General features: G+C 63.7%; 18 protein-coding genes and 1 pseudogene. 9 read left to right on the top strand and 10 right to left on the bottom strand.

What is annotated here, in order from left to right:
• Positions 1–95: 95 nt before the first annotated feature.
• On the top strand, positions 96–602 hold the full coding sequence (locus NKI64_RS03420) for a GNAT family N-acetyltransferase (protein ID WP_023668622.1): 507 nt from the start codon (positions 96–98) through the stop codon (positions 600–602).
• Positions 603–725: 123 nt separating this feature from the next.
• Positions 726–1,259 (top strand): inorganic diphosphatase, encoded by a 534-nt coding sequence (gene ppa, locus NKI64_RS03415; protein WP_023668623.1) that lies wholly within the window; start codon positions 726–728, stop codon positions 1,257–1,259.
• 226 nt (positions 1,260–1,485) lie between these two features.
• Here ppa and NKI64_RS03410 read toward each other — a convergent pair whose 3' ends face one another.
• From NKI64_RS03410 to NKI64_RS03400, 3 genes are all read right to left on the bottom strand, one after another.
• Positions 1,486–2,079: a hypothetical protein gene (locus NKI64_RS03410; RefSeq protein ID WP_023736818.1), complete on the bottom strand. Its 594-nt coding sequence runs from the start codon at positions 2,077–2,079 to the stop codon at positions 1,486–1,488.
• Positions 2,080–2,105: 26 nt separating this feature from the next.
• Entirely contained in the window at positions 2,106–2,549 is a 444-nt protein-coding gene (locus NKI64_RS03405) for a hypothetical protein (protein WP_023681428.1), read from the bottom strand.
• A 76-nt stretch (positions 2,550–2,625) separates the two neighbouring features.
• Entirely contained in the window at positions 2,626–3,243 is a 618-nt protein-coding gene (locus NKI64_RS03400) for a TetR/AcrR family transcriptional regulator (protein WP_023681427.1), read from the bottom strand.
• A 73-nt stretch (positions 3,244–3,316) separates the two neighbouring features.
• On the opposite strand from NKI64_RS03400, the gene NKI64_RS03395 reads away from it, so the two are divergent.
• Complete coding sequence (locus tag NKI64_RS03395) at positions 3,317–4,600, top strand: MFS transporter (RefSeq protein WP_031198487.1); 1,284 nt, start codon at positions 3,317–3,319, stop codon at positions 4,598–4,600.
• Between the two features lie 260 nt (positions 4,601–4,860).
• A complete protein-coding gene (locus NKI64_RS03390) occupies positions 4,861–6,435 on the top strand; it encodes an alkaline phosphatase D family protein (RefSeq protein WP_352666485.1) in 1,575 nt (524 codons plus the stop codon).
• Between the two features lie 47 nt (positions 6,436–6,482).
• Here the strand turns inward: NKI64_RS03390 and NKI64_RS03385 are convergent, their stop codons facing one another.
• A complete protein-coding gene (locus NKI64_RS03385; RefSeq protein WP_245262865.1) occupies positions 6,483–6,761 on the bottom strand; it encodes a hypothetical protein in 279 nt (92 codons plus the stop codon).
• A gap of 197 nt (positions 6,762–6,958) precedes the next feature.
• Here NKI64_RS03385 and typA point away from each other — a divergent pair, with 197 nt between their 5' ends.
• Positions 6,959–8,788: a translational GTPase TypA gene (gene typA / locus NKI64_RS03380; RefSeq protein WP_023681424.1), complete on the top strand. Its 1,830-nt coding sequence runs from the start codon at positions 6,959–6,961 to the stop codon at positions 8,786–8,788.
• Between the two features lie 54 nt (positions 8,789–8,842).
• Here typA and NKI64_RS03375 read toward each other — a convergent pair.
• Positions 8,843–9,184: pseudogene (locus NKI64_RS03375) on the bottom strand (DUF1062 domain-containing protein); the annotation flags it as partial.
• Positions 9,078–9,308 (bottom strand): hypothetical protein, encoded by a 231-nt coding sequence (locus tag NKI64_RS03370; protein ID WP_352666619.1) that lies wholly within the window; start codon positions 9,306–9,308, stop codon positions 9,078–9,080. The gene NKI64_RS03370 and the pseudogene NKI64_RS03375, both read right to left, overlap by 107 nt.
• Between NKI64_RS03370 and NKI64_RS03365 the strand changes: the two genes are divergently transcribed.
• Positions 9,216–9,554, top strand: coding sequence for a hypothetical protein (locus NKI64_RS03365; RefSeq protein WP_352666624.1), 339 nt, complete (start codon positions 9,216–9,218; stop codon positions 9,552–9,554). The genes NKI64_RS03370 and NKI64_RS03365 overlap by 93 nt on opposite strands.
• A gap of 259 nt (positions 9,555–9,813) precedes the next feature.
• Here the strand turns inward: NKI64_RS03365 and NKI64_RS03360 are convergent, their stop codons facing one another.
• On the bottom strand, positions 9,814–10,848 hold the full coding sequence (locus tag NKI64_RS03360) for an L-idonate 5-dehydrogenase (protein WP_023750351.1): 1,035 nt from the start codon (positions 10,846–10,848) through the stop codon (positions 9,814–9,816).
• 141 nt (positions 10,849–10,989) lie between these two features.
• On the opposite strand from NKI64_RS03360, the gene NKI64_RS03355 reads away from it, so the two are divergent.
• A complete protein-coding gene (locus NKI64_RS03355; RefSeq protein WP_023681421.1) occupies positions 10,990–11,601 on the top strand; it encodes a LysE family translocator in 612 nt (203 codons plus the stop codon).
• Here the strand turns inward: NKI64_RS03355 and NKI64_RS03350 are convergent.
• Positions 11,552–12,190, bottom strand: a complete 639-nt coding sequence (locus NKI64_RS03350; RefSeq protein ID WP_352666482.1) for a peroxidase-related enzyme — start codon at positions 12,188–12,190, stop codon at positions 11,552–11,554. The genes NKI64_RS03355 and NKI64_RS03350 overlap by 50 nt on opposite strands.
• Before the next feature lie 131 nt (positions 12,191–12,321).
• On the opposite strand from NKI64_RS03350, the gene NKI64_RS03345 reads away from it, so the two are divergent.
• Both NKI64_RS03345 and NKI64_RS03340 read left to right on the top strand, forming a co-directional pair.
• A complete protein-coding gene (locus tag NKI64_RS03345; protein WP_352666480.1) occupies positions 12,322–17,112 on the top strand; it encodes an NAD-glutamate dehydrogenase in 4,791 nt (1,596 codons plus the stop codon).
• A 263-nt stretch (positions 17,113–17,375) separates the two neighbouring features.
• Positions 17,376–18,755, top strand: a complete 1,380-nt coding sequence (locus tag NKI64_RS03340) for an MFS transporter (RefSeq protein ID WP_023750353.1) — start codon at positions 17,376–17,378, stop codon at positions 18,753–18,755.
• A gap of 44 nt (positions 18,756–18,799) precedes the next feature.
• Here NKI64_RS03340 and purH read toward each other — a convergent pair whose 3' ends face one another.
• On the bottom strand, positions 18,800–20,416 hold the full coding sequence (gene purH / locus NKI64_RS03335) for a bifunctional phosphoribosylaminoimidazolecarboxamide formyltransferase/IMP cyclohydrolase (RefSeq protein ID WP_023752666.1): 1,617 nt from the start codon (positions 20,414–20,416) through the stop codon (positions 18,800–18,802).
• A 106-nt stretch (positions 20,417–20,522) separates the two neighbouring features.
• On the bottom strand, positions 20,523–22,247 hold the full coding sequence (locus NKI64_RS03330) for a heparinase II/III family protein (protein ID WP_023693200.1): 1,725 nt from the start codon (positions 22,245–22,247) through the stop codon (positions 20,523–20,525).
• Positions 22,248–22,262 lie beyond the last annotated feature (15 nt).

Genomic DNA, 22,262 nt, shown 5'->3' with positions numbered 1-22,262 from the left:
ATTGTCAGCAGTGTCGCGATCGGCTGTGAGAAAGCGGTCGGCGGGCTGACCTCGACTCTTGCAAATGGCCGATCCGGGTTTATGGTTAACAAATCATGAATACGCTGAGCATCGACATCAGGAAAGCCGAACCGCGCGACGCTGGCGCCATTGCGGACGTGCACCAGCAGGCTTGGGAGGGCGCCTATTCCGGCATCATCCCGCATCGCTCGCTGACCTCCATGATCAACCGCCGCGGCGCCGACTGGTGGGCCAACGCCATCCGCCGCGCCGCCACCGTTCTGGTGGTCGAGATCGGCGGCACCATCGCCGGCTATGCCACGATCGGCAAGAACCGCGCCCGCGAGCTGAAGCAACAGGGCGAAATCTACGAACTTTACCTGCGTCCGGAATATCAAGGCATCGGGCTCGGCAGCCGGCTGTTCAAGGCGGCGCGGGCGCGGCTTGCCGACCACGGGCTGAAGGGAATGGTGGTGTGGGCGCTGGAAGACAACCAGAACGCACTTTCCTTCTATGCCGGCGCGGGTGGCCGTGACGTCGCCGAAGGCGTCGAGATTTTCGAGCAGAGGGCGCTCAAGAAGGTCGCCTTCGTCTGGGAATGACCGGCCTCGGTTACAAATCATCATAAACCGTGCGCTTCCGTTAGCGCTTCGCACCAATCGCCGCATTGCACCATGCCGCGCCGCCCGCTATCGATCTTGGACATCGAGAGAGGGATTTAAGCCATGCGAATCGAAGCCATAGCCATCGGAAAGAACCCGCCCGAGGACATCAACGTCATCATCGAGGTGCCGATCGGCGGCGAGCCGATCAAGTACGAGATGGACAAGGAGGCCGGCACGCTGTTCGTCGACCGTTTCCTACATACGTCGATGCGCTACCCCGGCAATTACGGTTTCGTGCCGCACACGCTGTCGGGCGACGGCGACCCGATCGACGTGCTGGTCTGCAACACGCGCGCGCTGGTGCCGGGCTGCGTCATCAATGTGCGACCGATCGGCGTGCTGGTGATGGAAGACAATGCCGGCCAGGACGAGAAGGTCATTGCCGTGCCGTCGCCGAAGCTGACGCTGCGCTACGAAAACGTCACCGAATACACGCAGCTGCCCGAGATCACCCGCGACCAGGTCCAGCACTTTTTCGAGCACTACAAGGATCTCGAGCCCGGCAAATGGGTCAAGATCGAAGGCTGGCACGATTCCAAATACGCCAAGAAGATGATCGTCGACGCGATCGCACGGGCGAAGGCGGCAAAGTAGCGCCGAGAGAGGCCTGCGTCTCGTTCAAGTAAGCGGCAAACGCCAGCGAGGCACCCCCCTCTGGCCTGCCGGCCATCTCCCCCTCAAGGGGGGAGATCGGATGTCGCAACGGCTTTCGTCAATTTTCAGCGCCGAAAGAAAAAGCGCCGCCAGCGAAGCTGCCAATCTCCCCCCTTGAGGGGGAGATGCCCGGCAGGGCAGAGGGGGGTGCCTTGCACCCACGTGGCTAGTTATCCACCCTGCCAAAAGCCGGGACGTTGCCGATGACGGTGTGCTTGTCCTTGCCACAGGCGAAACTCTTCGCCTTTTCGTCCGCCAGCTTGCGCGCCTGGTCGTTGGCCTGCGGGTTGCCGGTGGCCAGCACGAGGCCGATGGTGCAGCCGTCGCGGGCTTCCATCTGGGCGACCTTGGCGACGAGCAGCACTTCGGTCGGCTTGTTCTCGTCCTCGGGATTGCTGATCGAGCGGCGGTGGATGACGGCAAAGGGAACGGCAACGTCGCCCTTGGTCTCGATGCGCCATTCGACCCTGGCGCCGGACGAGTTGAAGCCGGAAAAGCTCTCCCAGACCGAGGTCATCTCGCCGCCGGGCGGAAACCCGTAGAACAGCGATTCACGCGCATCGTCATAGGCGATCAGCACGGGATAGCCGCGATAGCCGGAGCAGGCGAGTTCGGCCCAGTCGCCGTCACCTTCCTCGGCCTTCGCATAGGTGACGCAATCCTTTTGCGAGTCGAGGTCGGTGTAGACGCTGGATATTCCGTCGGCATGGGCGACCTGGCAGAGGCCGGCAAGGGCAAGCGAGAGCAGAAGAGCGCGCATGGCGAATAATCCCTGTGGTTATTTCGCTATCGGGCTCTGAGCCTCGCAAAAAAATATAGCGCGTACAAAGCGGAAAACGAAGCGGCTGCAACGAACGCCTGGTAGTCCATCCAGCAGATTGCGAGGAGTGACGCGCAGGCGGCAAGCAGGACGACGGGAACAAAAACATCCAGGTATAAAAATACCAAAGCGACTGCGCTTATCGACGCGATCAGAATGCGCGCCGTTTGGGTAATGCCGTGTGCCTTGCCGTCGAAATACATCCCAACATACATCGCAACCGATGCGACCAAAAACAGAAAAAGCACTCTGCGCAGAACGGCCTCCTTGACCCTGTGCTCGTTCAGGTCGAAGACCGTGGCAATATCCCTCTTTTCCTCGTGCGAGATCAACGCCAGGTCGCCCCGCTTCATGTAATTGATCCCGAACATTTTTTTGAGATCGTCCAAAATCGTCTGAGCAATGTTCAAGTCGTTACCTGCGATTCTGTTTTGATCGCTGACATGACAGCGATATTGCTTGCGGTTGGAATGGATCGCAAGAGGTCTATTTCTTCAAGCTCGCCTCGATCAGCAGGTCGGCGTTGCGGGCGACCGCTGCCGCCGGGCCGCCGAGGCCGAAGAGCTGGCCACTGATATAGGCGCCTTCGATCAACAGCAGCAGGCCGTCGCCGAGCGTCTCAGGGTCTTTAGCGCCCATCGCTGCGGCCATCGCGCGCAGGCGGTGGCGCAACTCCTGCTTGTTGGCCTCGCTGACGACGCGCGCCGGATGGCCATGTTCGGGATATTCCACCGCCGCGTTGGTCATGCCGCAGCCGCGATAGTCCGGCCTTTGCGTGCGCTTGCCGACGCGAGTCAGGAAAGCCCTGAGCTGTGCCCGCGGGTCGCCGGGATGGGCAGCCACGGCTTCGTCGAAACGCTCCCAATACTCACGGTCATATTGCCTGAGATAGGAAGCGGCGAGCTCGTCCTTGGAGGGAAAGCTGCGGTAGAGGCTGGGCTTGGTGACGCCGGCGCGCTTGACGATCTCGTCGACGCCGATCGCCCGGATGCCGCGGCGGTAGAACAGGTCGTAGGCCACGTCGAGGATTTTCTTGGCAGCCTTGGGCGGTGCGGCTGCATGACCGTCCTTGATGGTCAGTTCAATATTTTTGTCCGTTGGCATGGTATGACTCGATTGACGTGTTACCGATCGGTACGTATACATGTCCTCACCCTGCAACGTACCGGTCAGTAACATGATAGCTCAATCCCGTCCCTTTGGCCAGCGCTACGCTTTCGTCGTGGTTGGCGTCATCTTCCTTTGCCTGTTGATCGCGGCCGGGCTTCGTTCCGCACCCTCGGTGATGATGCTGCCGTTGGATAAAAGCTTCGGCTGGGGGCGCGATACGGTTTCGATTGCCGCTGCGATCGGCATCTTCCTTTACGGCCTGACCGGGCCGTTTGCCGCCGCATTGATGGAGCGTATCGGCTTGCGCCGCACGCTGCTTGCCTCGCTTGTGATCATGTCGGGCTCGACCGCGCTCAGCCTACTGATGACCGAGCCCTGGCACCTGTTCCTCACCTGGGGCGTGTTTTCCGGCATCGGCTCCGGCGCGGTCGCCACCGTGCTCGGCGCCACCATCGTCAACCGCTGGTTCAAGACCAATCGCGGCTTGGTGATGGGGCTGATGTCGGCCTCCAGCGCCACCGGCCTGTTGGTGTTCCTGCCGCTGCTGGCATCGCTCGCCCAGTCGGGCGGCTGGCAGCCCGTCGCTATCGCCGTCTCGATCGCCACCGCCTGTCTTCTGCCGCTGGTCTGGCTGTTGGTTCCGGAGCGTCCCGCTTCGATCGGCATGGTGCGCTATGGCGCCGGGGCGGATGACGTGCCGCCGGTATCGCCGGCATCGCAAGGCAATTTCCTGGCGCATACGCTGAACACGCTACGCCGCGCTGCCCGCACCCGCGTCTTCTGGTATCTGTTCGCCACGTTCTTCATCTGCGGCTTCACCACCAACGGGCTGGTCGGCACGCATCTGATCTCCTTCTGCGGCGACATGGGCATCCCCGAGGTACAGGCCGCGGGCCTGCTGTCGCTTATGGGCATTTTCGACCTGATCGGGACGACGCTCTCGGGCTGGCTCACCGACCGTTTCGACCCGCGCAAGCTGCTCGGCGTCTACTACGGCATTCGCGGCCTGGCGCTGATCTATCTGCCCTATTCCGGCTTCTCGGCGACCAGCCTGATCATCTTCGCGGTGCTCTACGGTCTCGACTGGATCGCCACCGTGCCGCCGACGCTCAGGCTCGCCAACGAGGCCTTCGGTGACCGCAGCGGCCCGATCGTGTTCGGCTGGATCGTAGCCGGCCACCAAGTCGGCGCCGCCACCGCCGCCGCCTTCGGCGGCACCATGCGCGAATTGCAGGGCAATTACGAACTGGCTTTCCTGATCGCCGGCATGACGGCGATCGTGGCTGCGTGTCTGTCGCTGCTGATCAATACGAGCAGGCCGGCTTTCGATCCGGAGCCGCAAGCGGCGTAAGGCGCGGTACTAATCTCCCCCCTCAGGGGGGAGATGGCCGCGAAGCGGCCAGAGGGGGTCCGTGCGACCGGACTCAGCCTCTTGCGCAGAGGTCGGCGCTCCAAGCGAGGCGACCCCCTTCTGTCGCCTTCGGCGACATCTCCCCCCTCAAGGGCGGAGATCACCTGTCGATTGTTATCAAAGTTTCATCTTCCCGAGATGTGGCTGAAACATTGAAGCTGGAGCTTGCTGGCACCGTTCGAAGCCATCAGGAGACAGCCATGAACAAGATCTCGTTGACCCGCCGCGCTTTCGTCACCTCTGCCAGCGCCGCCGGTCTGCTCGGCGCATCGGGGCTCGCTTTGCCCTATTATTCGCGCGCCAGCCAGCGCCCGGCCTTCACCCATGGCGTCCAGTCCGGCGATGTCGATGCCTCGAGCGGCATGGTGTGGACGCGCACCGACCGGCCTTCGTGCGTCATGTTCGAAGTGTCGTCGACGGAAAACTTCGCCAATGCGACGCGGCTGGCGCCGCTCGATACCTCGCCGGCCAGCGACTTCACGGTCAAGCGCCTGCTTACCGACCTCGCCTCCGACCAGGATATCTTCTACCGGATGACTGCCGCCGACCTGTCGGATATCAACGCCGTTTCCGAACCGATCGTCGGCCGTTTCCGCACAGCACCCGCCTCGAAGCGCGACATAAAATTCGCCTGGTCGGGCGACACGGCCGGCCAGGGCTGGGGAATCGATGAGACCGGCATGAAAACCTACGCCACCATCGCCAGGCACACGCCGGATTTCTTCCTGCATTCCGGCGACACCATCTATGCCGATGGCGCCATGAAGGACGAGGTAGACCTGCCTGGCGGCGGCAAGTGGAAAAACGTCGTCCTGATCGACGGCAAGCGCAAGGTGGCCGAGACGCTGGATGAGTACCGCGACCAGTGGAAATACAACATGATGGACAAAAACGTTCTGGCCTTGAGCGCCATCTGCCCGACCTTCTACCAGTGGGACGATCACGAGGTGCTGAACAACTGGTCGGATTCGAAGAATCTCGGCGCCGACAGCCGCTACACCGAAAAATCCATCCATGTGCTCGCGGCGCGTGCGGCGCGCGCCTTCCATGAGATGACGACGATCCGCTACGAGCCGTCCGAGCCCGGCCGCCTCTACCGCAAGATCGCGCATGGGCCGCTGCTCGACGTGTTCTTCCTCGACATGCGCTCCTATCGCGGCCCGAACGGCCCCGACATGCAGGAGGACATGACGCCGCAGTCACGCATGCTGGGCGAACAGCAGACGAAATGGCTGAAGCGCGAGCTGACGAATTCCAGGGCGACCTGGAAGATCATTGCCGCCGACATGCCGCTCGGCCTCGTCGTCTGGGACGACGGCGCCAAGAAGGTCGGCGCGGAAGCCATCAGCAATGGCGACAATGGCCTGCCCAAAGGCCGCGAGCTCGAGATCGCCGACCTGTTGCGCTACATCAAGACTGCCGGCATCACCAACACGGTCTGGTTGACCGCCGATGTCCACTACACGGCGGCGCACTATTACAACCCCGACAAGGCGCGGTTCCAGGATTTCAATCCTTTCTGGGAATTCGTCTCGGGCCCGATCCACGCCGGTACCTTCGGTCCCAATGATTTCGACATGACCTTCGGCCCGGAGCTGAAATTCATCAAGGCGCCGACCACCGAACAGGGCCAGAACCTGCCACCCTCGGCCGGCCTGCAGTTCTTTGGCCTGGTGGACATTTCAGGGGCGACAGAGCAGCTGACCGTGCGGCTGATGGATCGCGACGACATCGAGCTTTACAAGGTGACGCTCGATCCGGTGCGGTCGGCGTAAGCCTTTGGGCCGGTGCGAAGGATCGCTATGCCTGGAATGGGCAGCCGTCAGTCCGGGTAGCAAACCGTCGGAATCTTCGGCCACACCGCGCTGTCGCAGCCTGCAACCCGCTGCCTCTGCTTGAAAGAGGCGCTGACCGGGCCGGTGACCACGGGGTCGACGCCATCAGGGGCGTCGGCAAACATCTGCTCGGCCGTCCGGTCGGGCGACGAAGCCGGATTGGCTTCCTTCACCGTGGCGGCCGATTGAGCGGCATTGGCCGCCAGCACGGCAGCGAATGCGACCGAAGCGATGAGGGGCCAAAATCGGTTGAGTTTGTCGGTCATGAATTTCGAACTACCCGGGCCCAGAAAGGTTCCCGCCTTGGTTAACAAAACCATCTCACACCGAGATGCTTAAGATTTGATGAGTATTTGGTGGTGCGCCTCCTCTTTCGCAATTGCGAAAAACCCTGTATGAGCCGCGCAACCGAAAGAGGCGGCGCCTTCTGGCCTGCTGCCTGCAACGCTCCCGAGACCACAAAATGAAAATTCGTAATATCGCGATCATCGCGCACGTCGACCATGGAAAAACCACCCTCGTCGACCAATTGCTGCGGCAATCCGGTTCCTTCCGCGACAATCAGCGCGTCGCCGAGCGCGCCATGGATTCCAACGACCTCGAAAAGGAACGCGGCATCACCATCCTGGCCAAGGCGACCTCGGTCGACTGGAAGGACACCCGCATCAACATCGTCGACACGCCCGGCCACGCCGATTTCGGCGGTGAGGTCGAGCGCATCCTGTCGATGGTGGATTCGGCGATCGTGCTGGTCGACGCCGCCGAAGGCCCCATGCCGCAGACCAAGTTCGTCGTCGGCAAGGCGCTCAAGGTCGGCCTGAAGCCGATCGTCGTCATCAACAAGATCGACCGTCCGGACGCCCGCCACGTCGAAGTGGTCAACGAGGTGTTCGACCTGTTTGCAGCGCTTGACGCCACCGACGAGCAGCTCGACTTCCCGATCCTCTACGGTTCTGGCCGCGATGGCTGGGTCTCGGAAAATCCGGAAGGCCCGAAGGACCAGGGCCTGGCGCCGCTGTTCGACCTCGTCATCAAGCATGTGCCGGAGCCGACCGTTCATCCCGGCCCGTTCCGCATGATCGGCACCATCCTGGAAGCCAATCCATTCCTCGGCCGCATCATTACCGGCCGTATCGAGAGCGGCACGCTGAAGTCCAACCAGGCGGTCAAGGTGCTGCACCATGACGGCACCCAGATCGAAACCGGCCGCATCTCCAAGATCCTCGCTTTCCGTGGCCTCGAGCGCCAGCCGATCGAAGAGGCGCAGGCGGGTGACATCGTCGCCATTGCCGGCCTGTCCAAAGGCACCGTCGCCGACACGTTCTGCGACCTGGCGGTGACCGAGGCGTTGCATGCGCAACCGATCGATCCGCCGACCGTGACCATGTCTTTCCTGGTCAATGATTCGCCGCTCGCCGGCACTGAAGGCGACAAGGTGACCAGCCGCGTCATCCGCGACCGCCTGCTGCGAGAAGCCGAAGGCAATGTCGCGCTCAAGATCGAGGAATCGCCCGACAAGGATTCGTTCTTCGTTTCCGGCCGCGGCGAATTGCAGCTGGCCGTGCTGATCGAGACGATGCGCCGCGAAGGCTTTGAAATCGCCGTGTCGCGTCCGCGCGTCGTCATGCAGAAGGGCGAGAACGGTGAATTGCTGGAGCCGGTCGAGGAAGTCGTCATCGACGTCGACGAGGAGCACGCCGGCATCGTCGTGCAGAAGATGTCGGAGCGCAAGGCCGAGATGGTCGAGCTGCGGCCTTCGGGCGGCAACCGTCAGCGCATCGTCTTCCACGCGCCGACGCGCGGACTGATCGGCTACCAGTCGGAACTGTTGACCGACACGCGCGGCACCGCCGTGATGAACCGGCTGTTCCACGCCTACCAGCCCTACAAGGGCGAACTGCCGGGCCGCACCAACGGCGTGCTGATCTCCAACGAACAGGGCGAGGCAGTGGCCTATGCCATGTGGAACCTCGAAGACCGCGGCCCGATGGTCATCGACCCGGGCGTCAAGGTCTATCAGGGCATGATCATCGGCATCCATAGCCGTGACAACGACCTCGAAGTGAACGTGCTGAAGGGCAAGAAGCTGACCAACATCCGCGCCGCCGGCAAGGACGAGGCGGTGAAGCTGACGCCGCCGATCCGCATGACGCTGGAGCGCGCGCTGGCCTGGATCCAGGACGACGAGCTGGTCGAGGTGACGCCCAAGACCATCCGCCTGCGCAAGCTCTATCTCGACCCGAACGAGCGCAAGCGCTTCGAGAAGTCGGCCAAGGTTGTGGGCGCGGCGTAATCGTCTGATTGTCTAGATCGAGAGGGGCGAAGCACCGGTGCTTCGCCCCTCTTGTCATTCACCCACGGCAGCCGAAATGATGGCTTCACGATCCGGCTCGTCGGCCAGGTCAATGCGAATCGCCGTGCCGTCGCGGGCCGGCTTGCGCAAAGCTCTGGCGCCTTCGGGAACAACAACCAGCAATCGTTTCTCCTCCAGCGCCTGAAGCCTTGATCGGGAGATGCCGAGTTCGCCGGCGAGCAGACGGTCGAGCCGCAGCGATGTCGGCATTTCCAGCCCAAGCCTGATTTCAAGCGCGGCTGCGGGTCGGCCTTCGCCGCCGAGCCGGTGTTTGTGAACGGCGACATCGAGAAACTCCTCGACGCGGCCGACCCGGTTTCGCAAAGCCACGACATCGAAGGCATGGCGGCGGGCGAGGGCCGGATCGTTGCTTTCGAGCGGCTGCCAGCAGCGCGAGTTCGATGTCGCGGCGGTTGCAGCGTTCGAAAATGCCGAAATTCCACGAATTGTCGCAGTCGATGCAGCGATAGATCAGCCAGACATCAATGCGTTTGCCATTGGCGTTGACGCGGAATTTGTCGCTGCAGCGATAGGCTTTCACGGCGCTGCAGCGGTTGCAGTGGACCAGGGGTCGAGGCGCGATTTCGGGCGTGATTGCCCAGTGGATAGCGAGATGTTGGGACAAGCCGGAAGACCTTCCAGTGTGGAAGTTCTTCAGGTCGGCAATGGCGAGATGCCCATGCGGGCACGGCGTGGCGAGAGCTAGCTATGTCGGAAATCAGCTGTCACGGGCGGCAAAGCGCGCGACAACGGTTCAGCAGTGCCAAACCGGTCTCGAACCGCCGCCTGAGGAACACGTGAAATGGAGCAGGCACCGCTTAATGCGGCGCCCTGCCAAGTGTGATCAGGGGAGTTGGCGAGACCGGCGGTTACTGAGGCAAAATGAAGCTCGAAATGAATGTCGGGACGGTTCTTCTAGCGGCAAGATGCCGAGCGGGCAAGGTTCATAGGGTGTCTCGCCCTGCTCAGGCGAAGGCGATCTGTACCTTCATCGATTTGTTGCGGTCGCCGGCGATCTCGAAAGCCGCAACCGCCTCGTCCATTGGATAGATGCCGGTCAGCAGCGGCTTGACGTCGACGCGACGGTTGTTGATCAGATCGACGGCCAGCGCGAACTCGTCGTGGAAACGGAAGGAGCCGCGCATTTCGATCTCCTTGGCGACGATGAGATTCTGAGGCAGCGACATGTCGCCGCCTAGGCCGAGCTGCACGAGCACCCCGCGCGGCTTCAGCACATCGAGCCCGGCTCGCACCGCGCGCTCATTGCCGGAGCATTCGAACATGACGTCGAAACTGCCCTTCTCGACATTGTAGCCAGCGAGCTTGTCGGCATCTGTGGCGACATTGATGGTGCGGTCGGCGCCGATCTCGTTGGCCTTGGCCAGAACCGCGTCCATGACATCGGTGACGACGATCTCACGCGCGCCGTGGACGCGTGCGGCAAGGATGCTGAGCGCACCGATCGGCCCGCTGCCGGTGACCAGAACCCGCTTGCCGAGCAGCGAACCGGCGCGGTTGACGGCATGCAGCGTTACCGCGAACGGCTCGGCAAAGGCGGCTTCGTTGATGGAGACATGGTCGGCGATCTTGTGGCACTGCCAGGCCTCGGCGACGAGGCGCTGGCGGAAGGCGCCCTGTATATGTGGCATCGGCATGGCGCTGCCGTAGAATCGCATGTTGAGGCATTGGTTCTGCACGCCCTGCAGGCAGTACCGGCACGCATTGCAGGGCCGGCTGGGCGAAATCGCGACGCGGTCGCCGACAGCGAGGCTGGAGACGCCGGCGCCAAGCACCTTCACCGTGCCGGCGATCTCATGTCCCAGAATCATCGGCTCGCGCAGGCGCACCACGCCGAAGCCGCCATGATTGTAATAGTGCAGGTCCGAGCCGCAGATGCCGCCGGCCTCGACCGATATTTCGACCTGTCCGGCGCCAGGCGCGCCCGAATCGGTCTCTTCGATGCGCAGGTCTTTTGCGGCGTGGATAACGATTGATTTCACGGCCGCGATCCTTTCTCAAACCGCTGGCACGGGCAAGTCCGATCTCCGAAATGTGTCGCGTTCGTTGGCCCATCAGGCAGAGGGGTGCCAAATTGACGCCGACCGGATATCATTTGCCATCCAACGCTCGAAGGCTCCGCCATGCACCTCACCTCGCTGCTGATCTTCGCCGCCGCTCTCTTCGTTGCCGCCGGCTCGCCCGGCCCATCGATCGCCGCACTGGTTGCCCGCGTCATCTCGAAGGGCTTTCGTGACGTGTTTCCGTTCCTGCTCGCCATGTGGATCGGCGAGGCCATCTGGCTGTCGCTGGCGGTGTTCGGGCTGGCGGTCGTGGCGCAGACCTTCCATTTCGCCTTCGTCGTCGTGAAATGGATCGGCGTCGCTTACCTCGCCTACCTCGCCTTCAAGATGTGGACCGCACCTGTCGACGCAAAAGAAGGCGAGATGCCGCGCGAGGATTCGCCGGCAAAACTGTTCTTTGCCGGCATGGCGGTGACGCTCGGCAATCCCAAGATCATGATGTTCTATCTGGCGCTGCTGCCGACGATCATCGACCTCGCTTCGGTGAGTGTCATCGGCTGGGTCGAACTGACGGCGACGATGGCGGTGGTTCTGATCGCCATCGATCTCGCCTGGGTCGTCGCGGCCTCACAAGCGCGCAAGCTGCTCAAAAGCAGGCGCGCCATGAAGATCGCCAACCGAATCAGCGCCACGACGATGGCCGGCGCTGCCGGGGCCATCGCGGCGCGTTGACCTCTCCTATGAGGAGAAGGAAACTTTCACCTCGCCATGGCTGGTATTCGTCGTTCGGCCGCATGTCGATGGCCGCCGCCACGCGGTTCGACATGTTGAAGAAGGCGGCGGTCGAGGCGATGTCCCAGATGTCGCGGTTGGTGAAGCCGGCGTTGCGCAGTGCTTCCCTGTCCGCCTCGACGATCTTTGCCGGCTCTTCCGTCAGCTTGACGGCGAATTCGAGCATCGCCGTCTGTTTCGGTGAAAGATTGGCAGCGCGGAAGTTCATCACCATCATCTCGCCGAGAGCCGGATCGCCGGAGATCTGGCGCACCGCCGCGCCATGCGCGGTCAGGCAATAATAGCAATGGTTGATCGAGGAGACGACGACCGCGATCATCTCCCGTTCCAGCTTCGACAGGCCGGATTCACCCAGCATCAGATCATTGTAGGTTTCGGTAAAGGCGCGCAGCTTCTTCTCGTCGAAGGCATAGGCAAGAAGCACGTTGGGAACCAGGCCGAGCTTTTCCTCGCATTTGGCGAAATAGGCTTTTGTCGCCTCGCTCAGTTCCGCGATACCCAAGTCAAGTGCGCTGATTTTGCCGGACATGGGGTCTTCCTCCTCGTTCACCGCCGCCTGACCGTCGAATTCCTGTAATTCTTATCGAGCCGTCAAACCTTTGTCGCCAAACAGCGGTCATCTGCTACCATAGTCGTAAAAGCATGTGACGGGAGGACAACATGGCGAGCGTGAAATCCGCAGCTAAGCCGAAGAAAACAGCCACTGCCGGGGTGAAACCCGACGGGAAGCCGGCCAGGCTCGCCGACTATCTGCTGGCCCGCGCGCCGGCCGAAGACATTGCCGCCTATGACGCCGCCGACCTGGAGCGAGCCGCCGACCTGGCAGGACGTGCGGTCGCCGCCCACAAGAAGGGCCAAAGTGTCGTCGCCGTCGATGCCGGGTCGGGCGTCTCCCGCGAGGGCCGCCCGATGACGATCATCACCGTCGTCAACGACAACATGCCGTTCCTGTTCGATTCGATCCTCGGCGAGATCACAGAAACTGCCGGCGAACCGACTTTGGTCACCCATCCGGTCATCGTCGTGCGTCACGGCAAGGCCGGCGTCGACGAGATCCTCGGCGACGGCAGCGCCCTCAAGGACGATGGCAATCACGACCGCCTGAGCGTCGTCCATGTCCATATTCCGCGCCTGACGGCGGAGCAGGCCGACGCGCTGGCCGACCGCCTGCGCAAGATGCTCAACCAGGTGCGCGCCGCCGTCAGCGACTGGAAGCCGATGCTCGCCCGTCTCGACCAGGCGATTTCCGAATTCCGCTATTCCGCCGTGCCGCTCGACAAGAAGAGCGTTGCCGAGGCCATCGCCTTCCTTGAATGGCTGCGCGACGACAATTTCACTTTCCTTGGCATGCGCGAGTTCAAATATTCCGGCGGCGCGGAGAGCGGCAATCTAGAGCGCGCCGACAAACCCGGTCTCGGCATCCTCGCCGACCCGGATGTGCTGGTGCTCCGGCGCGGCACCGAGGCGGTGACGACGACGCCCGAAATCCGCGCCTTCCTGCATGGGCCGGAGCCGCTGATCGTCACCAAGGCCAACGCCAAGTCGCTGGTGCACCGCCGCATTTATCTCGATTATATCGGCGTCAAAACCTACACCGCCAAGGGCACGCTTGCCGGCGAGTTGCGCATGGTCGGCCTATTCACCTCGACTGCCTACACGCGCTCGGTGATGAAAATCCCGTATCTGAGGTCAAAGGCCGAGACCATCATCGCCAAGTCCGGCTTTGACCGGCACGACCATTCCGGCAAGGCACTGATCAACGTTCTGGAGAGCTATCCGCGCGACGAACTGTTCCAGGTGCCGGTGCCGATCCTGAAGAAGCACGCCGCGGCCATTCTCGGCCTGGTCGAGCGGCCGCGGGTGCGGGCGCTGGTGCGCGCCGACCAGTTCGACCGCTTCGTCTCGATCCTCGTCTTCGTGCCGCGCGACCGCTATGACAGCGTCGTGCGCGAGAAGATCGGCACCTATCTCAAGACCGTCTTCGAAGGCCGTTTGTCGGCTTACTATCCGGCTTTCCCCGAGGGCGGGCTGGCGCGTGTGCATTTCATCATCGGCCGCTCCGGCGGCAAGACGCCGAAGGTCGAGCAGGCGGTGATCGAAGCGGCGATCCGCGACATCGTGCGAACCTGGGACGACGCGCTGGCCGAAGCTGCGGAAGCCGTCGGCGGCGATCCATCGCTGAAGGCGATCGCCGCGCGTCTGCCTGAGAGCTATCGCGATTCCTTCAGCGCGGCCGTCGCGCTGAAGGATGCGGGGCGCATCGCCGGCATCAGCACCGCCAACCCGATCGCCATCGACTATTACCGCCATGCCGAGCAGAAACCGCATCAGGCAGCGCTGAAGATCTACCACCACGGCAGCCCGGTAGCGCTGTCGCGTCGCGTGCCGGTGCTGGAAAACATCGGCTTCCGCGTCATCAGCGAGCGCACCTTCGAGGTTGGCGAGGACGGCGGCGACACCGTCTTCGTCCACGACATGGAGCTGGAGAACAGCTACGGCAAGCCGATCGACCTCAGCGATGGCGGCGCGCTGTTCGAGGACGCGTTCCTGTCGGTCTGGCGCGGCGACATCGACAATGACAGCTATAACGGGCTTGCCCAGACCGCCGGCTTGTGGTCGGGCGAAGTCAGCATTCTGCGCGCCTATGGCCGCTACCTGCAGCAAGCCGGTATCCCGCAGAGCCAGGATTTCATCGCGGCCGCGCTCAACCGCTATCCCGACATTGCGCGCGGCCTGCATGCACTGTTCGTCGCTCGTCTCGGCCCGACCGCCGAGACGGAAGGCGTCATCGCCGCCAAGCACCTCAAGGCCAAGATCAAGGACGCGCTGGAGGAAGTCCCTAACATTGATGACGACACCATCATCCGCCGCTATCTCAACCTGATCGAAGCCTCGTTGCGCACCAACCATTTCGTTGCGGGAACGAAGGAGCGGGGCCAGTCACTGGCGATCAAGCTCGATTCGCAGGCGGTCGAAGGATTGCCGGCGCCGCGGCCGTGGCGCGAGATCTTCGTCTACGGTTCCGAGGTCGAAGGCGTGCATCTGCGCTTCGGCCCGGTTGCGCGCGGCGGCCTGCGCTGGTCGGACCGCGCCCAGGATTACCGCACCGAGGTGCTCGGCCTGGTGAAGGCGCAACAGGTCAAGAACGCCGTCATCGTGCCGGTCGGCGCCAAGGGCGGCTTCTATCCGAAGAAGCTGCCGATGAGCGCCGGCCGCGACGCCATCTTCGAGGCCGGCACCTCGGCCTACAAGAATTTCGTTTCCAGCCTGCTGTCGATCACCGACAACATCGGCCTCGATGGCGTCATACCCCCAGCCGGTGTCGTCAGGCGCGATCCTGACGACCCCTACTTTGTCGTCGCCGCCGACAAGGGCACGGCAACCTTCTCCGACACCGCCAATGCCATTTCGGAGAAACACGGTTTCTGGCTCGACGATGCCTTCGCCAGCGGCGGCTCGGCCGGCTACGACCACAAGAAGATGGGCATCACCGCCAAGGGTGCCTGGGAAGCGGTCAAGCGGCATTTCCGCGAGATCAACCGCGACATCCAGACCACCCCCTTCACCGTCGTCGGCGTCGGCGACATGTCGGGCGACGTGTTCGGCAACGGCATGCTCTTGTCGCCGCAGACCAGGCTGATCGCCGCCTTCGACCATCGCGACATCTTCATCGATCCCGATCCAGACAGGGTGGCGTCGATGGCGGAGCGCGAGCGCATGTTCGCGCTGCCGCGTTCGTCCTGGCAGGACTATGACAAGACCAAGCTGTCGGAAGGCGGCGTCATCGTCTCGCGCAGCCAGAAGTCGATCACGCTGCCTGCGGCAGCGGCGGCGGCGATTGGCCTCGCCAAGACCACCGCGACACCGGCCGAGATCATGACCGCCATCCTCAAGGCGAACGTCGACCTTCTGTGGTTCGGCGGCATCGGCACGTATTTACGGGCCTCGGGCGAAACCAATGCCGAAGTCGGCGACCGCGCCAATGACGCCATCCGCATCACCGCGCTCGATGTGCGGGCCAAAGTGATCGGTGAGGGCGCCAATCTCGGCGTCACGCAGCGTGCCCGCATCGAATTCGGCATGAATGGCGGTCGCTGCAACTCCGATGCCATCGACAATTCCGGCGGCGTCAACTGCTCCGACGTCGAGGTCAACATCAAGATCGCGCTGGCGTCCGCCATGCGCAAGGGATCGCTGACCCGGCCGGCGCGCAACAAGCTGCTGGCCGAGATGACCGACGAGGTCGCCGGCCTCGTGCTGTCCAACAATTACGAACAGACGCTGGCGCTTTCCATCGCCCGCAAGCGCGGCCTTGCCGACATTGCGCACCAGAGCCGGTTCATGGCGGCGCTGGAGGCTTGGGGCCTGCTCGACCGCGCTGTCGAGACGCTGCCGTCGCCGGCCGCCCTTGCCGAGCGCGAGGCGCGTGGCGAGCCGCTGACCCGGGCGGAGCTTGGCGTGCTGCTCGCCTATGCCAAGATCGTGCTGTTTTCCGACATCGTCGCCAGCGACGTGCCTGACGACGCGCATTTCGACCGCGATCTGATGGGCTATTTCCCTGACCGGATGGCGAAGAAATATGCGGCCGAGATCCATGGCCACCGGCTGCGCCGCGAAATCATCGCCCGCGTCGTCGCCAACGATCTCGTCAATCGCGGCGGACCGTCATTCGTCAACCGGCTGCAGGAAGCCACGGGGCGCAGCGCGGCCGACGTGGTGCGCACCTTCGCCGTGGTGCGCGACGGCTTCGCGTTGCCGGCGCTCTATCAGGAGATCGATGCGCTGGACAGCCACATCGACGGCCAGGCGCAGCTCGATCTCTACCAGTCCGTCAGCCGGCTTATCTTCGTGACCAGCGGCTGGTATCTGAAGAACGATGCCGGCACCGCAGCGCTCGGCCAGCGCATTGCCGAACTGCAAGAGGCGCGCATGGCGCTGGAGCCGAAGCTGCTCTCGCTGCTACCGGCCTTCTCGCGCGAGCGGGTCGAGGAGAGGCGGTATGGCCTGTTCAAGGCCGGCGCCCCCGAAAAGCTCGCCGGGCAGCTGGCAATGGCCGATGTGGCGGGACTGATCCCCGACATCGCACTGACGGCGCGCACGGCCAATGCCGACGTCGTCGCCTCGGCCAAGGCGTTCTTCGCCGTCAGCGATGCCTTCCGCATTCCGCGCGTCGAAGAGGCGGCGCGTTCAATCACGCCGTCGGACTATTACGACCAGCTGGCGCTGTCGCGCGCCACCGACACGATCGGCGCGGCGCGGCGCGGCATTGCGGTGGCGGCTCTCGCCGGCCATGCCGGGACGGCGGATCCTGTGGCGGCCTGGCTGGAAGCCGGAGGCGAGCGCGTGGCGCGCATCCGCGAGCGGCTGCAGGCGCTGACCGAAGGCGGGGATATCACCGTGTCCAGGCTGTCGGTGGCTTCGGGGCTGATGAGCGATCTGACGGGGATGTGAGGCTCGGGACTTTACCCTCCCCCTTGTGGGGAGGGTCGCTGCGAAGCAGCGGGGTGGGGGTGCGGCACCGACCCCACCCGGACCTTCGGTCCGACGTCCCCACAAGGGGGAGGTAGAGGCGCGGCGCCTTTCTTCGCGTCTCTATGCAGGTAGACAGCGGCGACATCCAGGTGAGGGGCAGCGCGAATCTTTGGCGGTTTGCATGAGCATTCGAAACATGCAGACATGGCATCCGACAAGCGCGGTGTCCCGGGGGAATCATCATGGCGGCGGTAGAAACAGTGCAGCGGGCATCCGGGCACGGCATCTGGGGATGGATGTTCTTCGACTGGGCGGCGCAGCCGTTTTTCACCGTCGTCACCACCTTCATCTTCGGGCCTTATTTCGTCTCGCGCATGGCGAGCGATCCGGTCTCAGGCCAGGCGGCCTGGGGCTACGGCATCGCTGTTGCGGGCCTGGTCATTGCCGTGCTGTCTCCCATCCTCGGCTCGATTGCCGACCAGACCGGGCCGCGCAAGCCGTGGATTGCGTTCTTCGCCTCGATCAAGATCATCAGCCTTTGCCTGCTATGGTTCGCCGCTCCCGGCTCGAACCTTTTCCTGGTGGTGCTGTTCTTTTCTCTCGCTTCGGTCGCGGCGGAATTCTCGACCGTGTTCAACGATTCGATGATGCCGCGCCTGGTGCCGAAGAGCGAGATCGGCCACGTCTCCAACATTGCCTGGGGACTTGGTTATCTCGGCGGCATGATCGCGCTGATCTTTGTTGTCGCCTGTCTTGCGGGTTCGCCGGAGACCGGCAAGACGATCATCGGCATCGACCCGCTCTTTGGGCTCGACCCGAAACTCGGCGAGGACGCGCGCGCCACCGGGCCGCTGTCGGCCGGCTGGTATTTCCTGTTCATCCTGCCGATGTTCTTCTTTACGCCGGACGCCATCAAGGGGATTCCGATCGGGCCCGCGGTGCGCGAGGGGCTGTCGGAACTGAAGTCGACGCTGACTGAAGTGCGCCGGCGCAAAGGCATCTTCCGCTTCCTTGTCGCCCGCATGATTTATCAGGACGGCGTCAATGCGCTGCTCGCTTTGGGCGGCACCTTTGCGGCAGCGATGTTCCACTGGTCGATCACTGAGATCGGCATGTTCGGCATTATCCTCAACGTCGTCGCCATCGTCGGCTGCCTGGTTGCCGCATGGCTGGACACCGCGCTTGGCTCCAAGACCATCGTGATGATTTCGCTCGTCCTGCTCAGCATCGCCACCATCGGCATCGTTTCGACCGGGCCAGGCTACACATTGTTCGGCGCCTGGATGATGCCGGGAGCCGATAGTGGCGGCCTGTTCGGCACGGCGGCGGAAAAGGCCTACATTTTCTATGGCCTGCTGATAGGGCTGGCGTTCGGACCGGTGCAGGCGTCGTCACGCTCCTACATGGCGCGCAGCGTCACCGCAGCCGAGTCCGGCCGCTATTTCGGCATCTATGCGCTGGCCGGACGGGCGACGAGTTTCCTGGCGCCGTTCATGGTGGCGTCGATCACGCTCGCCAGCGGCTCGGCGCGGCTCGGCATGGCGGCCATCGTGCTGTTCCTGGGCGTTGGGATCGCGATATTGATCTGGACGCCGTACCCGGCGGATCAGCCGGTGGAATAGCGCCGCACTTTTCCTTCTCCCCTTGTGGGAAAAGGCAGAGGCGCTCAATGCCTGAAATGCCTCACGCCGGTAAACACCATAGCAATGCCATGCGCGTCGGCAGCGGCGATAACGTCGTCGTCGCGCATCGAGCCGCCGGGCTGGATCACCGCCGTGGCGCCGGCTTCGATGGCTGAGATCAGCCCGTCGGCGAAAGGGAAGAAAGCGTCGGAGGCGACCACCGAGCCCTTGGTCAACGGCTCCGCGAGGCCAGCTGCTTCCGCCGCGTCGAGGGCCTTGCGGGCGGCGATGCGCGAGGAATCGACGCGGCTCATCTGGCCGGCGCCGATGCCGACGGTAGCGCCGTCTTTTGCATAGACGATGGCGTTCGACTTGACGTGCTTGGCGATGCGGAAAGCGAATTTGAGGTCGGCCATCTCGGCCGCACTCGGTGCGCGCTTGGTCACCACCTTGAGCTCGAGATCGTCGACCACCGCGTTGTCGCGGCCCTGGACGAGCATGCCGCCGGCGACGGATTTCACAGTGATGCCGCCGGCGTGCGGATCGGGCAGACCGCCGGTGACCAGCAGTCGCAAATTCTTTTTGGCGGCGATGATGCGGACAGCGTCCTCCGACGCGTTCGGCGCGATGATCACCTCGGTGAAGGTTTTTACGATCTCCTGCGCCGCTTCCGCATCGAGGATGCGGTTCATGGCGACGATACCGCCAAAGGCCGAAACCGGGTCGCAGGCCAGCGCTCTCGCATAGGCAGCAGCCAGCGAAGCGTCCTCGGCGACGCCGCACGGGTTGGCGTGCTTGATGATGGCAACGGCGGCGCAGCGGTTGGGGTCGAACTCGCCCACCAGCTCGAAGGCGGCATCGGTGTCGTTGATGTTGTTGTAGGACAGCTGCTTGCCCTGCAACTGGCGAGCCGTGGCGACCCCCGGCCGCTTGTCGCCATTGACATAGAAGCCGGCGCTCTGATGCGGGTTCTCGCCATAGCGCATGACACTTTCCAGCCTGCCCCCGAAGGCGCGCCAGGTCGGATGCTCGATCTCCAGCGTTTCGGCGAACCAGCCGGAGATCGCCGCATCGTAGCTGGCGGTGCGGGCAAAGGCCTTTGCCGCCAGCTTCTGGCGGAAATCCAGCGACAGCGAGCCGATGTTCATCTCTAGCGCGTTCAGCACCGAGGCATAATCGCCGGGATCGGTGACGATGGCGACATAGGCATGGTTCTTGGCCGAGGCGCGGATCATCGCCGGGCCGCCAATGTCGATGTTCTCGACAACAGCGGCATAGTCGGCGCCGGAGCGGCGGACCTCCTCGAACGGGTAGAGATTGGAGACGAGCAGATCGATCGGCTCGATGCCGTGATCGTGCATCGCCTTGGCGTGTTCGGGATCGTCGCGCACGCCGAGCAGTGCGCCATGCACCGACGGGTGCAGCGTCTTGACGCGGCCGTCCATGATCTCGGGAAAGCCTGTCAGTTCCGAGACGTCACGCACCGCCAGCCCCGCCTCGGCGATCGCCTTTGCCGTACCTCCGGTCGAGACCAGCTCGACGCCGGCCGCGACCAGCCCTTTGGCGAAGTCGGTCAGGCCGGTCTTGTCGAAGACGGAAAGCAGGGCGCGGCGGACCGGAAGGAGGTCGGGTGCCGGAATGTTCTTGGCGGCGACGGCCATGGGCTGGCGGCCTTTCAGGGCTGATTGGAGAGCGTTGCCGGGCCGTAGCACATGAGGTCAGGAAATCAAGCCGGAAGCTCGATCAAGCCGGCGCCGGCAACGACGCTCAGCTGTTCTCGGGATAGCCGGCGATGCCGGTGCGCGTGAGCTGCCAATGCACCTCGGCGATCTCCGAGGCCTTGAAGGCGAGCACGATCTGGCGGCTGCGGCGCGGGCCGCCAAGGCCGGCGAAATAGATCGATTCCTCGACCTCCGGCACCACTTCGGTGCAGGTGAACACCCATGTGTCGGCCTGGTCGGCGGTCAGCACCAGGCGGTCATGCTCGTCCTGCAAAAGGTTGATATCAGGGTGGATGTGGAAGCGCACCACGACGAAGTCGCGGCCATTGTTGCGGATCGCCGCACCGCCCGGGCGGAGGAAGCGATCCCTGCCGGCGAGCACATTGCCCTCGCTCGACAGTTTCAGCTCGCGCTCATGCAGGAAGCCAAAGCGCTGCATATAGCCGTCATGGCGGGCGATGAAGCCTTGCGTGCCCTTCTGGTCGATGCGCTTGCAAGGCACATGCTGCGGGCCGCCGAGCAAGGGTGAGCCGAGCAGGTCGTTGACGCGCAGCGAATGGGAAAACCGCGCCGACGAGGTGTCGTTGATGGTGGCGGTCGAATGCGCCGCGGTGGCACGGGCCAGCGGCCGGAACTCGGCAGCGCCATAGGTGTCGATGCCGGCATTGACGATATAATGCTGGCGACCGGACGAGAGTTCGAAGGCCAGGCACCCGGCATGCGCGGCGTTGGACACATCGACGGCCGGCGACGGGCCGGTATCGGCAATCACCGTCACGCCGCCCATCGACAGGCGCTCATAGCCGGAATGCGGCGCGTGCAGCAGCGGCGCGCCGGCGGTGTCGTCGTGGCGCAAGATGGTGGCTATACGGTCGTGGATGGTGGCGCCCATGCCGTTGAAGCGGGCGAGGCTGCCATCCTGATGGCGGAAGAAGCGCAGCGCCGGCAGCATGCGGTCGATGGCGCCCATCAGGGCGGCCGGTGGCGTTTCGGCCTGGTTGGCATAGGTCTGACGCAGCGGCAGGAGATCGGCGAGCAATTCGAGCACCGCCATCGGGTTGCGCGAAATATGGCCGCCATCGGGAAGGATCTGGCGGTCGAGTTCTTCCGCCAGGTTGCGGGTGGCGCCGCGCAGTGCCGAGGCCGGCGCCGGCAGCGACAGCGCGGCGAAGGCAAGCGCGATACGAGCGCGCAGCCTGTCCTTGCCGTCCGGCATCTCGCGCGCCATCGAGCGGAGATAGCGGATCTGCACGGCGAGCGATTTCAGGAAGGCGCGATAGAACGGAAATTCGGCCCCTTGTAGGACAACCGAGGAGTGTTGCAACCAGGCAATGACTCGCTTGGCGGTGGTGCCGGGCTCCCAGGCTATGCCGGAAATCTGGTTGCCATGCATGGCGATCCAGTCGGAGACAAGCGCGCGTGCATTGGCGGCGGCCAGCTCGGTGCCGGCGGCGCGCATATGGCGCAGCCAGCGAAAGCCGTGCAGCGTCTTCACCCAGCCGCGATTGGCGACATCGATCTGGAATGGCGATTTGCCGCCGGTCTCGACCAGATGTCCCGACAGCGGATAGCGGCCATAGTAGATCTCGAGCGCGATCTGCGGATCGGCGAGCCTGAGGTCGGGCGGTGCAATCAGGACGCGTTCGGGCGTGCGCCCGGAATAGCGCCAGCGATAAACTGGCCCCGCGCGAAGGCGCCGGCGCGTCTTGCGCCAAAACTCCTTAGCGACAAGCGTCCACAGACGTGTCGTGCTGCCGGCAGCCAGTGCCAAAACCCCTCCTCGTCG

It is taken from the genome of Mesorhizobium sp. M0478, assembly GCF_040321305.1.
GTDB lineage: Bacteria > Pseudomonadota > Alphaproteobacteria > Rhizobiales > Rhizobiaceae > Mesorhizobium.
This window is presented reverse-complemented; position numbering and strand designations above follow the sequence as displayed.